Source organism: Terrabacter sp. Soil811, from assembly GCF_001429655.1.
Taxonomy (GTDB): domain Bacteria; phylum Actinomycetota; class Actinomycetes; order Actinomycetales; family Dermatophilaceae; genus Terrabacter.
Map to the genome: position 1 here is coordinate 758,419 of NZ_LMSX01000001.1, position 14,418 is coordinate 772,836.

Annotated in this window: 15 protein-coding genes; 5 read left to right on the forward strand and 10 right to left on the reverse strand. The window is 72.4% G+C overall.

Annotated elements, in window-relative coordinates; all coding sequences use genetic code 11:
* Positions 1–375: 375 nt before the first annotated feature.
* Both ASH01_RS03485 and ASH01_RS03490 read right to left on the reverse strand, forming a co-directional pair.
* Positions 376–1,662 carry an MFS transporter gene (locus tag ASH01_RS03485; protein WP_082619427.1) on the reverse strand — a complete coding sequence of 429 codons (1,287 nt, stop codon included), beginning with the start codon at positions 1,660–1,662 and terminating at the stop codon, positions 376–378.
* A complete protein-coding gene (locus ASH01_RS03490; RefSeq protein ID WP_200961746.1) occupies positions 1,656–3,095 on the reverse strand; it encodes an FAD-dependent oxidoreductase in 1,440 nt (479 codons plus the stop codon). The genes ASH01_RS03485 and ASH01_RS03490 overlap by 7 nt, the downstream gene beginning before the upstream one ends.
* A 123-nt stretch (positions 3,096–3,218) precedes the next feature.
* Between ASH01_RS03490 and ASH01_RS03495 the strand changes: the two genes are divergently transcribed.
* On the forward strand, positions 3,219–3,572 hold the full coding sequence (locus ASH01_RS03495; RefSeq protein ID WP_056771345.1) for an ArsR/SmtB family transcription factor: 354 nt from the start codon (positions 3,219–3,221) through the stop codon (positions 3,570–3,572).
* 46 nt (positions 3,573–3,618) lie between these two features.
* Here ASH01_RS03495 and ASH01_RS03500 read toward each other — a convergent pair whose 3' ends face one another.
* The 4 genes from ASH01_RS03500 to arsB form a co-directional block, all read right to left on the reverse strand.
* A complete protein-coding gene (locus ASH01_RS03500; RefSeq protein ID WP_056771349.1) occupies positions 3,619–4,152 on the reverse strand; it encodes a DinB family protein in 534 nt (177 codons plus the stop codon).
* 83 nt (positions 4,153–4,235) lie between these two features.
* Positions 4,236–4,652 carry an arsenate reductase ArsC gene (locus tag ASH01_RS03505; RefSeq protein WP_056771353.1) on the reverse strand — a complete coding sequence of 139 codons (417 nt, stop codon included), beginning with the start codon at positions 4,650–4,652 and terminating at the stop codon, positions 4,236–4,238.
* 75 nt (positions 4,653–4,727) lie between these two features.
* Positions 4,728–6,530: an arsenical pump-driving ATPase gene (gene arsA / locus ASH01_RS03510; protein WP_327191907.1), complete on the reverse strand. Its 1,803-nt coding sequence runs from the start codon at positions 6,528–6,530 to the stop codon at positions 4,728–4,730.
* Positions 6,531–6,560: 30 nt separating this feature from the next.
* Positions 6,561–7,703: an ACR3 family arsenite efflux transporter gene (gene arsB / locus ASH01_RS03515; RefSeq protein WP_056771356.1), complete on the reverse strand. Its 1,143-nt coding sequence runs from the start codon at positions 7,701–7,703 to the stop codon at positions 6,561–6,563.
* A 130-nt stretch (positions 7,704–7,833) separates the two neighbouring features.
* Between arsB and ASH01_RS03520 the strand changes: the two genes are divergently transcribed.
* Positions 7,834–8,178 carry an ArsR/SmtB family transcription factor gene (locus tag ASH01_RS03520; RefSeq protein WP_056771359.1) on the forward strand — a complete coding sequence of 115 codons (345 nt, stop codon included), beginning with the start codon at positions 7,834–7,836 and terminating at the stop codon, positions 8,176–8,178.
* A gap of 16 nt (positions 8,179–8,194) precedes the next feature.
* Here ASH01_RS03520 and ASH01_RS03525 read toward each other — a convergent pair whose 3' ends face one another.
* From ASH01_RS03525 to ASH01_RS03535, 3 genes are all read right to left on the reverse strand, one after another.
* Positions 8,195–9,034, reverse strand: coding sequence for an aldo/keto reductase (locus ASH01_RS03525; protein ID WP_056771362.1), 840 nt, complete (start codon positions 9,032–9,034; stop codon positions 8,195–8,197).
* 71 nt (positions 9,035–9,105) lie between these two features.
* Positions 9,106–9,915 carry an SDR family NAD(P)-dependent oxidoreductase gene (locus tag ASH01_RS03530; RefSeq protein ID WP_056771364.1) on the reverse strand — a complete coding sequence of 270 codons (810 nt, stop codon included), beginning with the start codon at positions 9,913–9,915 and terminating at the stop codon, positions 9,106–9,108.
* 240 nt (positions 9,916–10,155) lie between these two features.
* Positions 10,156–10,644 (reverse strand): winged helix-turn-helix transcriptional regulator, encoded by a 489-nt coding sequence (locus ASH01_RS03535; protein ID WP_056771366.1) that lies wholly within the window; start codon positions 10,642–10,644, stop codon positions 10,156–10,158.
* Between the two features lie 114 nt (positions 10,645–10,758).
* On the opposite strand from ASH01_RS03535, the gene ASH01_RS03540 reads away from it, so the two are divergent.
* The 3 genes from ASH01_RS03540 (at position 10,759) to ASH01_RS03550 (ending at position 12,104) form a co-directional block, all read left to right on the forward strand.
* The gene (locus ASH01_RS03540) at positions 10,759–11,253 is read left to right on the forward strand and encodes an SRPBCC family protein (protein ID WP_056771369.1); all 495 of its coding nucleotides are present in this window, start codon (positions 10,759–10,761) and stop codon (positions 11,251–11,253) included.
* Between the two features lie 147 nt (positions 11,254–11,400).
* On the forward strand, positions 11,401–11,766 hold the full coding sequence (locus ASH01_RS03545) for a YidH family protein (protein ID WP_056771370.1): 366 nt from the start codon (positions 11,401–11,403) through the stop codon (positions 11,764–11,766).
* A complete protein-coding gene (locus ASH01_RS03550; protein WP_056771373.1) occupies positions 11,763–12,104 on the forward strand; it encodes a DUF202 domain-containing protein in 342 nt (113 codons plus the stop codon). Before ASH01_RS03545 ends, ASH01_RS03550 begins: the two co-directional genes overlap by 4 nt.
* Before the next feature lie 53 nt (positions 12,105–12,157).
* On the opposite strand, the gene ASH01_RS03555 is transcribed toward ASH01_RS03550, so the two are convergent.
* A complete protein-coding gene (locus ASH01_RS03555; protein WP_056771378.1) occupies positions 12,158–14,365 on the reverse strand; it encodes an MMPL family transporter in 2,208 nt (735 codons plus the stop codon).
* Between the last annotated feature and the right edge of the window lie 53 nt (positions 14,366–14,418).

The window sequence follows — 14,418 nt, forward strand, 5'->3', positions numbered from 1 at the left end:
TCGGGCCGATCGCTCGACCGCCGGCTACCGCGGTGACCGGCCGCTCGGCCCGGTTTCACCGTACCCCTGCCCACAGCCGTCGTTCAGGATTCAGGCGTTTGGTCGGGGGTGCGTCCACCGGTTGACCACCGGCTGCCGGGCCGTGCGGCCGGGACGCACCCACCGGGCGTAAACTGCCCCCGGGGCCCAGCCGGTGGAGAGTGGAGACCTCGCAGAGGGGTGAGCCGATGTCCATGAGTGCGGAGTGCGAGAACGGCTGGCACAAGAGGTGCCCGGCGAACGGAACGGTGGACCACACGTGCTCGTGCACGTGTCACTGGGACGACGACGACGAGCCGCGCGACTGACGTGCCGTCGTCACGGTCGAGCCGTCGGTCAGGCCGTCACGGCGACACCCGCCGCGACGGCTGAGACCGCAGCCATCAGCCAGAAGAGGGCGGCATACCCTCCGAGCGGTCCGGCGAGGGCGGCTCCGACCCACGGAGCCAGCGCCCCGGCGATGGTGACGGGGGCGGCCAGGGTCGCGGTCAGACGTCCGTAGGCGTGGGTGCCCCAGCGGTCCGTGACGGCGGTCGCCTGCAGGAGGGTGAGGTTGCCGCGGACCATTCCGGCGCCCATCGCCACGATGGTGACGAGCCAGATCGGCCCGGCGAGGGATGCGAGGAGCGCGGTCGTCACGCCCCCGGCGAGGACGAGGACTGCGGTGCGCGTCCGGGCGCTGGTCCGTGCCGCAAGAGTCGTGTAGAGCAGGCGGCCCATGGTCTGGCCGAGGCCTCCGAGACCGAGCGCCCACGCGGCCTGGGACGTGGAGGCGCCGCGTTCGGTGAGCAGCGGGATGAGCCCGAACACGACGGCATACATCGCGAAGCCGGACAGGGTCAGCGCGACGGCCAGCTGCAGGAAGCGCCTGCTCGTCGTGATGGCGCGAGCACCGGGTGCCGCGTCGGCGATCTGCTCCGACGTCTGGTCGGGAGGGTGCGGCGGCCACGGGCCCCGGAGACCCACGGCGTGCAGCGGTGCAGCGATGACCAGGACGACACCGGCAAGCACGAGGGTGGCGTGGCGCCACCCGAGGTGGTCCGCGAGCGTTGCCGTGATCGGCGCGAACACGGTGCTGGCGAGGCCGCCCGCGAGGGTGAGGATGGTCAGGGCCCGGACCCGGTCACGGCCGTACCAGCGTGTGAGGGCGGCGAAGGCAGGCTGGTAGAAGGTCGCTGCCATCGCGACACCGGTCAGCATCCATCCGACCGTGAACACGAGCAGGTTCGGGGCGACGGCGATGGCGGCGAACCCGGCCGCGCCGAGCACGGAGCCTGCCGTCATGAGCCGGCGGGGTCCGGCTGCGTCGATGAGGCGTCCGACGGGGAGGCCGACGAGGGCCGAGACCACGAGCGCGGCGGAGAAGGCTGCCGTCGTGGTCGTGGGGGGCCATCCGGTCTCGCGGGTGAGGGCGGGCAGCATGACGGGGAAGGCGTAGTAGAGCACGCCCCAGCCGATGATCTGGGTGACGCACAGAGCCGGGAGCGCCCAGCGGGGGCGGTGCGGAAGGCCTGATGGCGTGGCGACGTGGACGGTGACGTCGGGGTGGGCCCCCGATGACACCGCGCTCACCGCGTTCACCGCGCTCACCTCGACGCCGTGGCCGGCGAGAGGCTTCAGCATCCGGTGGGTCCGCACGCTCCCGCGCTGCCCGACGGGGCGCCGATCTGGACGAGCTGCGGTACAGCCGGGGCGCAGCAGCCGCCGACTGCTTCCTCGCCGTCGGCGCCTGCCGTGGTGGCGGCCGGCTCGTCGAACAGCCCCGCCCCGCCACACACCCCGGTCTCCGGGAGCGTCAGCTCGACCCGGGAGGCCGCCTCGTGATCACCGGCCAGCGCGGCCGCCACGGATCGGACCTGCTCGTAACCGGTGAGCGCCAGGAACGTCGGCGCACGGCCGTACGCCTTCATCCCGACGACGTAGACCCCCTGCTCGTCATGGGCCAGCTCACCGGCACCGTGCGGGTAGACGGTGCCGCACGAGTGGACGTTGGGGTCGATGAGCGGCGCGAGTCCGAGTGGCGCCTCGAGCCGGTCGTCCAGGCGCAGGCGCAGCTCGGACATGATCGAGTGGTCCGGACGGAACCCGGTGAGTCCGACGACCTCGTCGAGGCCGTCGACGCGGCGCCCGTCCTCGCTGACCAGCGCCAAGGCACCGCCGGCGCCGTGCTCGACCGCCAGCGTCCGGAAGCCGGTGACGACCTCGACGTGCCCGGCCGCGACAGCGTCGCGCGCGCGCAGGCCGAGGGCGCCTCGAGCCGGAAGCTGGTCCGCGTCCCCGCCGCCGTAGGCGCTGCCGACGGCCCCTCGGCGCAGGACCCAGACGGCCGTCGTCCCGGGCGCCTTCTCGGCGAGCGTGGCCAGGGCGACCAGCGCCGTCAGGGCGGAGTGGCCCGACCCGACGACAGCCGTGCGCCGTCCCCCGAAACGCGCCACGTCGTCTGCGGTGCTGACGTCGGGGACACGGTAGGAGACGCGAGCTGCGACGGCGGGCTCGTGCTCCCCGTCTGCCGGGTAGCCATCGCTGCCGAGCGGGTTGGGGCTCGTCCACGTACCGGAGGCATCGACGACGGCGCCGGCCGTGACCCGACCCGTGCGCCCGTCTTCGTGACGCACGTGGACCGTGAACGGCTGGTCCTCGCGACCGGAGTCGACGACCCGGTCCCGACCCTGCCGGGCGACTCCGGTCACCGTGGTCTCGTAGTGGACGCAGTCGCCGACGGCCTCGGCCAGCGGTCGGAGGTACTCCTCGGCCCACTCGGCGCCGGTCGGATAGTGGTTCGCGTCGGGCTCGGCCCAGCCCCGGCCGGACAGCAGTCGCCGGGCGGCGGGGTCGATGAGCTCGGACCAGCGGGAGAAGAGCCGCACGTGACCCCATGACGCCACCGAGGCGCCCGCGCGGTCTCCGCGCTCGAACACGACCGGCTCGAGCGCTCGCTCGAGAAGGTGCGCCGCGGCGGCCAGACCGATCGGGCCGGCGCCGATGACGGCGACCGTCGCGCCGACCGGGGACGACGCGCCGGCGGTGTCGGTGGGTGCCTGGGGGGTGCTGGTCACGGGACGGCCTCCGGTTCGGTCGGTGACGTCCCGGGCTGAGCGGGACCCCACGCTGTTTCGATGGTTGTCGATGTCGACATCGCCCATCTTGCAACCGGCATAGACAGATGTCAACATAGACGCATGTCAAATCCGCTGCCCGTCCTCGACGTCACCGCGACACCCTGCTGCGCGCCGCTGACCCGTTCCCCGATCGGAGAGTCGGATGCGGAGCGCGTGGCTGCGATGTTCAAGGCCCTGGGCGACCCGGTGCGTCTGAGGCTCTTCTCCAACGTCGCCTCGGCCGAGGGCGGCGAGGCCTGCGTCTGCGACATCCAGGATGTCGGCGTCTCCCAGCCGACGGTGTCGCACCACCTCAAGAAGCTGCGCGAGGCGGGCCTGCTCGAGTCAGAACGACGGGGCAGCTGGGTCTACTACCGCCTGGCCCCGTCGGCGCTCAGGGTCATGTCGGACCTGCTCTCACCGGTCAGCACCTGATCCGACCCGGGGCGCACGATGACCCTGCTGTCGCGCTGGGGCACCGCTACCCGTCGATCGTGAGCTGCTTCCGGTGGAAGTCGAAGTGCTGCATGCCGTACGCGTACACGTCGGCCAGCGTCATCGTGTCCCGGAAGAAGGGATCCCATCCGAGCGGGAAGTGCATCCGCCTGCCGAGCGCTTCGGCTGACTCGGCGTCGAGCCGGCGGTGCAGCCGCGCGATGGTGTGGTCGAGCCGGCGGGTCAGCCGTGGGCCGCGGAAGACGAGCGCGCCACCGACGGACCCGAGGTAGTTGACGGAGTGGAACGGTCGGGTCCCCGCGTCGAGCACCGCTGCGAAGGCCCGGCTCAAGCCGTCCGGCAGCCGCCCGAAAAGCCTGACCAGCGGGAGCAGCCTGGACACGATGAGGAACCCGAAGACCATGTGCCACAACAGCTGCCCGTTGGTCCAACGGGTTCCGTTGCTGCGCCGTCGGAGCTCCCGGGCGCCCGCGGCGGCGACGATCTGGTGTAGGTCGGCGCGGACTCCCTCCAGATCATCGTGGAGGCGTTGCCGATCGACGGACGCCACGGTGGCCATGCCCCAGTGTCCCGCGACGATCGCCGCCGGGCGGCGGAATCCCCCCGATGCACGGCACCCCGATCAGTGGGATGCGAGAGGCGTCAGGCGTTGGCGGCGGGGACGTCGAGCGACTCGAGCAGGCCGAGGATGCGCTGCCTGATCTCGTCGCGGATCGGGCGCACCGCCTCGACGCCCTGGCCCGCCGGGTCGGCGAGCTCCCAGTCCTCGTAGCGCTTGCCGGGGAAGATCGGGCACGTGTCGCCGCACCCCATGGTGATGACGACGTCGGACTCCTTGACCGCCTCGGTCGTGAGGATCTTGGGGGTCTCGGCGGTGATGTCGATGCCCTCCTCCGCCATGGCGGCGACGGCGGAGGGGTTGACCTCGTCGGCGGGCGCAGATCCGGCGGAGCGCACCTCGACGGCGCCGCCGGAGAGGTGGGCGAGGTAGGCGGCGGCCATCTGGGAGCGGCCGGCGTTGTGGATGCAGACGAAGAGGACGGAGGGCTTGTCGGTCACGGGTGCTCCTGGGTCGATGGTTGGGGAGGGTCGGCTTCCGAGGTCGCGCAGCAGCCGGGCGACGCGGCCCGAGTGTCAGAACGCATCGACCGAAATGCCTTCCGTGAGGGGACGGGTGAGCTCGGACAGCGCTGCGGCGCCGACGGGTTCGCGGGCGAGCAGCGGCAGGACGGCCACGCGACGGCAGAGCCCCCTCACGCGGGTCAGCGGCTCCGCTTCGGCGTGGGCGCGGGCCCGCAGGAACGGCGAGCTCGGCGCTGCTGCGGTCAGGCTGCCGTTGACGACCCACGCCCACGGCGTGATGCCGGCCCGGGCGAGGTCGCCCTGCAGCTCCTCGGCCTCGAGGACGGGGGTCGTCTCCGGAAGGGTGACGATGACGACCTTGGTCTGCGCCGGGTCCTGCAGCCGCATGAGCGGGGTCACGAAGTGTGCACCCTCGCTCATCTGCCGGGTGATCTCGCGGTGGTAGGAGCCGGTCGCGTCGAGCAGGAGCAGGGTGTGCCCGGTCGGCGCCGTGTCGAGAACGACGAACTGCTTCCGGGCCCGGAAGACGACGTGGGAGAACTGCTGGAAGACGGCGACCTCGTCGGTGCACGGCGACTTGAGGTCCTCGGCGAGGACGGCCCGGCCGGCGTCGTCCAGAGCCTTGCCCTTGCCGGCCATGACCCGCTCGCGGTACCCCTCGATCGCCACCTGGGGGTCGATGCGCTCGACGGTGAGGCGCGGGGCCTCGGCCTGCAGGGTCTCGTTCAGGTGTGCCGCCGGGTCGGTGGTCGTGAGCAGCGTCTCGTGGCCTCGGGAGGCGAGCTCGAGGGCGATGGCCGCAGCGACCGTGGTCTTGCCGACCCCGCCCTTGCCCATGCACATGACGAGCCCGTGCCCGCCGGCCTCCAGCTCGTCGACGAGATCACGCAGATCCGTGAATCCGTCTGGGAGCATGGCGATCTCGGTGGCAGGTTCCGGGAGCGACGGCACCTCCGGCCCGAGCAGCGCCCGGAGGGCGGGCACGCCGACGGTGTTGACGGCCAGCAGGGGCAGGGTGGTCCGGGGCAGGGCGGCCAGGACCCCGGGGACGGCGTCGAGGGCGGCGTCCTCACGCGCGCCGACCGCGTGGGCCAGCTCGTCCCCGGGCGTGCTCGTGACGGCATACGCCGGCAGGACGCCGTTGACGACGAGGTGGGCGTTCGTCATGCCCAGCTCGCGCAGCTCGCCGTACGTCCTCGCGGCCTCACGGAGCGAGGACCCTTGCGGTCGGGTGACGAGGACGAGGCGGGTACGCGTCGGGTCCGTCAGCGCGGCCAGGGCGCCCGCGTAGTCGTGACGCAGCCGGTCAAGGCCCGCCACCGGCCCGAGGCACGACACGTCGCCCTTGCCGTCGGAGAGGTAGGTGGTCCACTCCCCCGGCAGCTGGAGCAGGCGGACGGTGTGGCCCGTCGGCGCGGTGTCGAACAGGACGTGGTCGTAGGCCGCCGTCGTGGTCTCGTCGGCCAGCAGCGACGTGAACTCGTTGAAGGAGGCGATCTCCGTCGTGCACGCCCCGGACAGCTGCTCCGTCATCGCAGAGACCTCCGCCGCCGGCAGGAGGTCGCGGACCGGGTCGATGATCGTGGCACGGTAGGCGTCAGCTGCCTGCTGCGGGTCGATCTCGAGGGCATCGAGGCCGGGGACGGTCGGCACCGGCGTGATGGTGTTGCCGACGCTGACCCCGAAGACCTGCCCGACGTTCGAGGCAGGGTCGGTGCTCGTCAACAGGACCCGGCGGCCCTGCTCCGCGAGGCGTACCGCGGTCGCGCAGGCCAGCGAGGTCTTGCCGACGCCGCCCTTGCCGGTGAAGAAGAGGAACCGCGGCAGGTCGTCGAGGAACGGCACGCGAGGCATCAGCACGGTGCCGGCTCCTGGCCCCGGAGGTCAGGCACGGCGGGACCCGGCAGCCTGCGCCTCGAGCGGCACGGAGGGACCACCGGGTCGAGCGGTGAAGCGCTTGCGCAGCGCCAGGCTCACGTAGACGAGCGCGACGAGGGCCGGCACCTCGATGAGGGGACCGACGACGCCGGCGAGAGCCTGTCCGGAGGCCGCGCCGAAGGTGGCGATGGCCACCGCGATCGCGAGCTCGAAGTTGTTGCCCGCCGCCGTGAAAGCGAGGGTCGCCGTGCGCTCGTAGCCGAGTCCGAGACCCGCTCCGAGCCCGAACCCGCCGCCCCACATGACGGCGAAGTAGACGAGCAGCGGGAGCGCGATGCGCACGACGTCGAGCGGCTGTGAGGTGATGGCCTCACCCTGCAGCGCGAAGAGGATGACGATCGTGAAGAGCAGGCCGTACAGCGCCCAGGGAGCGACCCTCGGGATGAACTTCGTCTCGTACCAGTCCCGCCCGCGACGCTTCTCCCCGATGCGGCGGGACAGGAAACCGGCCAGCAGCGGGATGCCGAGGAAGATGAGCACGGACCGGGCGATGTCCCACGTCGACGCGTCGATGCCGGTCTGCTCGAGGCCGAGCCACCCGGGCAGGACGGAGAGGTAGAACCACCCGAGCCCGGCGAAGGCGACGACCTGGAAGACGGAGTTGATCGCCACGAGCACCGCGGCCGCCTCCCGGTCCCCGCACGCGAGGTCGTTCCAGATGATGACCATGGCGATGCAACGAGCGAGGCCGACGATGATCAGGCCGGTGCGGTAGGCAGGCAGGTCGGGCAGGAAGATCCACGCCAGGGCGAACATCAGGGCCGGCCCGAGGACCCAGTTGAGCAACAGCGAGCTGAGCAGGAGGCGCGTGTCGCCGGTCACCGAGTCGAGCCGGTCGTAGCGGACCTTGGCGAGCACGGGATACATCATCACGAGCAGACCGAGGGCGATGGGCAGCGAGACGCCGTCGACCTCCACGCGCGCCAGGCCGTCGCCGAGCCCGGGCACGAGACGCCCGAGCAGCAGGCCGGCCACCATGGCCAGCCCGATCCACACCGGCAGGAACCGGTCGAGGGTCGAGAGCCGTGCGGCGACCGGATCGTGCGCGGAGGATGCCAGGCGTGCAGAGGGGCTGGTCGGGTCGGTCACCGGTGTCCTTCGAACGCTGGGTTGTGGTCGCTGGCCTGCATCGACCACGGTCGATCCCTCAACGTTGGCAGCCGCATCGGCATGTGTCAATATGGACCATCGTCGATGTCGGTGAACGGAAGGTGAACCCGTGAGCGTGACCACGTTGAGCACGACCCCCCAGGAGGTCTCCGCCTGTGGCACCTCCCCCGTCGACGTCCTCGACCGCGCGGAGGCCGACCGCCGGGCCGCGCTGCTCAAGGCCCTCGCCGACCCCGTGCGCCTCCAGCTGATCAGCATCATCAGCGCCGCCCCCGGCCGCGAGGCCTGCGTGTGCGACATGACCGAGGCCGTGCAGGTCTCCCAGCCGACCGTCAGCCACCACCTCAAGACCCTCGTCGACGCGGGCATCCTCACCCGCGAGCGCCGGGGCAGCTGGGCATGGTTCCGGCTCGACGTCGAGCAGCTCGCTGCCGTGCGCGGCTTCCTGGCCTAGCGCGACGGGTCGAGCGTCACATCTCCTCGTGCATGTCCGGGTCGCCCCCGAAGAGGCGCCCGTCCGCGCGCGCGAGTGCCGAGATCGCGGTGACCTCGGCCTGGGACAGCTCGAAGCCGAAGACGTCGAGGTTGGCGCGCTGCCGCTCGGCGTCCGACGACTTCGGCAGCGGCACGACGCCGAGCTGCACGTGCCAGCGCAGGATCGCCTGGGCCGGGGTGACGCCGTGCGCCTCCGCGGCGGCAGCCACCGGGTCGGCGCCGAAGGGGGCGTTTCGCTTGCCGAGCGGGCTCCACGCCTCGGTGACGATCCCGAGCCGCTCGTGGACCGCCCGCAGACGCTCCTGCGGGAAGAGCGGGTGCAGCTCGACCTGGTTGAGCACCGGCGTGACACCCGTCGCCTCGATGACGTCGGCGAGGTGCTGCTCGGTGAAGTTGCTGACACCGACGGACCGCACGAGGCCGCGCTCGCGGCACTCGACGAGAGCGCGGTACGCGTCGCCGTAGAGCCCGACGCTCGGGTTGGGCCAGTGGATGACGGCGACGTCCACCTGCTCGAGGCCGAGGCGCTCGAGCGACCCCTCGACGGAGGCGATGGCACGGTCGTACGCGTGGTCGCGCCCCGGCACCTTCGTCTGGACGACGATCTCGTCGCGGGGCACCCCCGACCGGCGGATGGCCTCGCCGACCTCCGCCTCGTTGCCGTAGTTGACCGCCGTGTCGAGCAGTCGGTAGCCGGCCTCGAGCGCCGACACGATGGCGCGTATGCCGTCCTCGCCCGTGAGCGGGTACGTGCCGAAGCCGGTGGCGGGGAGGGTCGTGCCGTCGCCGAGGGTGCGTGTCGGAACCTGGGTCATGGGTCCAACCTAGGCACTCGGCGGCCCCGGGGGCGAGGGTCGGCCGACCGGTGGGAGAGGTCCGTCGGGAGTCAGCGGTCGAGCAGGGACGCCATCCTCCTGGCGACGAGCTCCGTGGCGCGCCGGGGGGCGAGTCGGGTCAGCCGGTCGAGCGTCCGCGCGTCCCTGCCGATGACGACGCGGAAGCGCCCCTCCTCGACCCCGCCGACGATGATCCGGCGGGCCGCCTCGACCGGTGACGTCATCGACGTCGGGGCGTCCTCGTCCGCGGAGGCGACGTCCGGCATCGGCACGCCGCTGTGCCCGCTGATGTCAGTGGCGACCCCACCCGGGAAGACGCACGTCACGGCCACCGACGTGCCGCGCTGCTCGGCCCAGAGCCCTTCGGTGAGGAGCATGACGGCGGCCTTGCTCGCGCCGTAGACCGCCTGGCCCGGCACCGGTGCGAAGGCGCCCATGCTCGAGACGTTGACGACGCACGCCTGCGGACGGGTCACGAGGTGCGGGAGGAACGCCTTGACGGTGTGGACGACGCCCCAGAAGTTGACCGCCATGACCTTCTCCATCGCGGCGAGGTCGAGCTCGGAGAAGGGCACGAAAGGCTGGATGATGCCGGCGACGTTGAGCAGCCCGTCGACTCGGTCGTACTCGTCGACGACAGCGTCCGCGAGCGCCTCGACGGCGGCACGGTCGGTCACGTCGACGACGTGGGTGCTCAGCCGGTCACCGGCCCGGGCCGCTTCCACGGTCTCGGCGAGCCCGTCGGCGCGCAGGTCGACGGCCGCGACGCGCGCATCGCGCGCGAGCAGACCCAGCACGACCTCGCGACCGATGCCGCCGCCACCCCCGGTCACGACGAAGACCCTTCCCTCGATCTGCATGACCCTCACCCCTCCGGCCACGCGCCGGTGGCCCACTCACCCGGCCGACCGCCGGCGGCGCCTCGGTCCGGTCCCCTTCGATCCTCCTCCGCGCCCCGCCTCTCGGCGGGCAACTGTGACGCACCTGCCCCCTCCTGGCCTCGGGCGGGACGGGGCGGGAGGCCCCCTGAGCCGGGCGCCGACACCCGAACTCGAGTGCCGCGAGCACGGCGCCGACGAGGAGCATGCCGACCGCCGCGCTCAGCTGGTCGGGCGCGGGCGGCGCTGGGCGAGGTACTCGGGCGGCATACCGGGGCCCGGCGCCACCGTGATCTCGGCGGCGTCGACGGGACCGCACGTCGCGCACACGACGACCTCGGCCACCGCGTCGCCGCACGTGCGGTGGCGGTAGAGGATCGGCGGGCCGCCGGGCGCGGCCCAGCGGTCGCCCCAGCGCGTCAGCGCGACGAGGGCTGGCGCCAGGTCCCGCCCCTTGTCGGTGAGGACGTACTCGAACTGTTCGGGGCGTTCGGAGTAGCGACGGCGCTCCATGATGCCCGCCTCGACGAACGCCTCGAGGCGCGCCCCCAGGACGTTGGTGGCGATGCCGAGGTTGTGCTGGAAGTCCCCGAAGCGGGTCACGCCGGCGAAGAGCGCGTCGCGGACGATGAGCAGGCTCCAGCGCTCACCCACCACCTCGAGGGCGCGGGCGATGGAGCACACCTGCTGGTCATACGTCCGTCCGAGCACGCACCCATCCTACAGAAGTGCTTGCATCATGAAAGCGTCTGGTTCTATCGTCACTTGCATGATGCAAGTGATCGTCATCGCCCGATGACGACGCCGATGGATGGGAGCAGGACCATGAGCACCGACCTCACCTTGTCGTTCACCGTCGACCAGAGTCCCGAGGAGGCCTTCGCTGCGATCACCGACGTCCGCGCCTGGTGGTCGGGCACGATCGAGGGGCCCACTGACCGGCTCGGGGCGGAGTTCTCCTACTCCGTGCCCGACATCCACCGGTCGACCTTCCGGATCACCGAGCTCGAGCCGGCCCGCAGGGTCAGCTGGCTCGTGCTCGACGCGTGGCTCTCGTTCACCGAGGACGCCGAGGAGTGGGCCGGCACGACGGTCACCTTCGACCTCTCCGAGGTCCAGGGCCGGACCCTCGTCCGCTTCACGCACGTCGGCCTCTCGCCCGAGCAGGAGTGCTACGAGGTGTGCCACACGGCCTGGGGCCAGTACGTCCTCGGCAGCCTGCGCTCCCTCATCGAGTCCGGGGCAGGACGGCCGAACTCGTTCGAGGGGCAGGCCGAGCTCGAGGCCGCGCTCGCCGGCACGGTCCCCCTGCCTCGCTGAGCCCTACCCACGACACGCCGGCCCGCTCCCCCACCGGAGCGGGCTCGCGCGTGCCGGCGGAGGCGAGCCGGTCGCCCCTGGAGGATGATCGGGAGCGACCCCCGGCTACCGAGCGGGGTTGTCGACGACGAGGAGGGCGACCCACCCATGCCGCAGGACCGCGGACGCTTCCCACGATCCGTCTTCGAGCACGGCGAGGACCCCGACCCCCGCTTCAGCCTCGCCAACGAGCGCACCTTCCTCGCCTGGATCCGGACCGGACTGGCCTTCGTCGCGGCCGGGCTCGCCGTCGAGGCCCTGCAGGTGCCGCTCACCGAGTGGCTCCGGGTGACCATCTCGCTCCTGCTCGTCCTCGCCGGGATCGCCGCCACGGCGCAGGCGTGGCTCTCGTGGGTGCGCACCGAACGCGCCATGCGCCGCCTCGCCCCGCTGCCGTCGTCGGGCCTCAAGCTGCCCATCGCACTGCTGCTCGGGCTCGTCGCGCTCGCCGTCGTCGTCGGCCTGCTGCTGTGACCTCCCCGGCCGACCCCGGGCTCCAGGCCGAGCGCACCTCGCTCGCGTGGCGTCGCACGGCGCTCTCGGTGGCCGTCGGCTCGCTCGTCGCGCTGCGCGTGCTCCCACCGCAGCTCGGCCCGCTCGGGTATGCCGTCGCGCTCCTCGGCCTGGCGTGGAGCGGCGACCTGGCGCTGACGGCACGACGCCGCTACCGCGACGGCAGCCGACTCGTGCGCACCCGGGACGACCCGGACGGACGCGCGGTCGCCGCGGCGACCCTGGCGAGGACCGCCGTGGTCGCCGGGGTCCTCGCGGTCGCGGCCCTCGTCCTCGTCGTCGTCATCGCGAGCCGCTGACGACCCCGCATGCCGTGTCCCCTCCGACACGCGGCATACGGGGTCGGGCGACGTCAGGGAGCGGTCTGGACCGCCGGTCGCTCGGCACCCTCATGGCCACCGGATCCGCCTGCGGGACGCAGCTTCTCGCCCTCGATGTCGACGTCTGGCATCGCCCGGTCGAGCCACCGCGGCAGCCACCACGCCTTGTCACCGAGGAACGACATGACCGCCGGCACGAGCGACAGGCGCACGACGAAGGCGTCGACCGCGACACCGAAGGCCAGGGCGAAGCCCATCGACTTGATGATCGGGTCCTCGACGAGGACGAAGCCGGCGAACACCGACATCATGATGAGCGCCGCAGCGACGACGACCCGCGCACCGTGGCCCACGCCAGCGACGACCGCCTCGCGCGCGGTCTCGCCGTGCACGAAGTCCTCGCGCATGCGCGAGACGAGGAAGACCTCGTAGTCCATGGCGAGGCCGAAGAGGATGCCGATGAGCAGGATCGGCAGGAAGCTGACGAGCGGGCCCGCGGTGTCGAGCCCCACGAGTGAGGACAGCCAGCCCCACTGGAAGATCGCGACGGTCGCCCCGAACGCGGCGCCGATCGTCAGGAGGAAGCCGAGGGTCGCCTTGAGCGGCACGAGCAGCGACCGGAACATCAGCATGAGCAGGACGAAGCCGAGCCCGACGACGACGAGCAGGTAGACGGGTAGGGCCGCGGAGAGCTTGTCGGACACGTCGACGCCGACCGCCGTGACACCGGTGACCGAGATCTCGGCTCCGGTCGCGCCGGCCGTCACGGCGAGGGCCGAGCGCAGGTCGCGGACGAGGTCGAAGGTCGCCTCAGCCGTGGGGCCGGACTTCGGGATGACGGCGAGGATCGTCGTGCGCCCGTCGGCGCTCGTCTGCCCGGGCGCCACGGCGAGCACGTCGGACAGGCCGGTCGCCGCCTTGGCCGCACCGGCCGTGGCCTGCTGGGCCTGCTGCGGGGTGTCGCCGTGGACGACCATGACGAGCCGGCCGTTGAAGCCCTCGCCGAAGCCCTCGGAGATGAGGTCGTACGCCACGCGCTTGCTGCTCGTGACGGGCGCGGTGCCGTCGTCGGGCAGGGCGAGGCGCATGCTGGCGGCCGGGAGGGCGATCGCGCCGAGGAGCACGACGCCCGCGACGAGCACCGGCACACGGTGGCGGACCGTGAAGCGTCCCCAGGCGAAGCCGCGGTTGCCGGCCCTCTCGTCGAGGTCCGTGCCGGCGGCGTCGGCCCGGCGCTGCCGGCGCGAGAGCACCCGGTCGCCCGCGAAGCCGAGCAGCGCGGGCAGCAGCGTCACGGCCACGAGGACGGCGACGAGCACGGTCCCGGCCGCGGCGAGGCCCATCGCGGTGAGGAACGGGATGCCGACGACCGACAGGCCCGCGAGGGCGATGATGACGGTCAGACCGGCGAAGACGACGGCGGTGCCGGCGGTGCCGACAGCACGCGCGGCCGCCTCCTGGCGCTCGAGGCCGAGGGCGAGGTTGTGCCGGTAGCGCGAGGTGATGAAGAGCGAGTAGTCGATGCCGACCGCGAGACCGAGCATGAGGGCGAGCACCGGGGTCACGCTCGAGAGCTCGACGGCATGTCCGACGATGAGCAGCCCGATCATGCCGACGCCCACCCCGATGAGCGCGTTGACCATCGTCATGCCCGCCGCGACGAGCGAGCCGAAGGTGATGACGAGCACGACGAGCGCGACGAGGACGCCGATGCCCTCGGTCGAGCCGATCTCGGGCGTCGCGAGCAAGGGCTCCCCGCCGGCGGCCACCGCCCAGCCGCTCGGGGCGCCGTCGCCGAGCGCCTCGTAGGCAGAGCGCTGCTCGGCGGTCAGCTCGTCGGCCGTCCGGTCGAACTGGACCGTGACGAGGCCGTAGCGGCCGTCCGGGCTGAGCGCCTTGGTGTCGAAGGGGCTCAGGGCACCGACGACTCCCGGGACCTTCCCGGCCCGCGCGACGACGTCGTCGACGACCGCCTTGCCGGCCGGGGCGACGACGGTCTGGCCATCGGGTGCCCGGACGACGACGGTGCCCGAGGCCCCGCTCGCCTGTGGGAACTCCTTGGCCAGCGCCTCGAGCGCCCGCTGGGACTCCGTGCCGGGGATCGTGACGCTCGAGGTCGGGGCGCTGCCGAGGGTCAGCAGCACACCGGCGAGCACGGCGAGCAGGACGAACCAGGCGGACGTGACGACGCCGCGACGACCGAACGCGAAACGTCCGATCCGGTAGAGCAGGGTGGCCATCGGGGTGACTCCAAAGGGTCTCGAGGTGCTTCGGTGCCGGGCGTCACTGACCA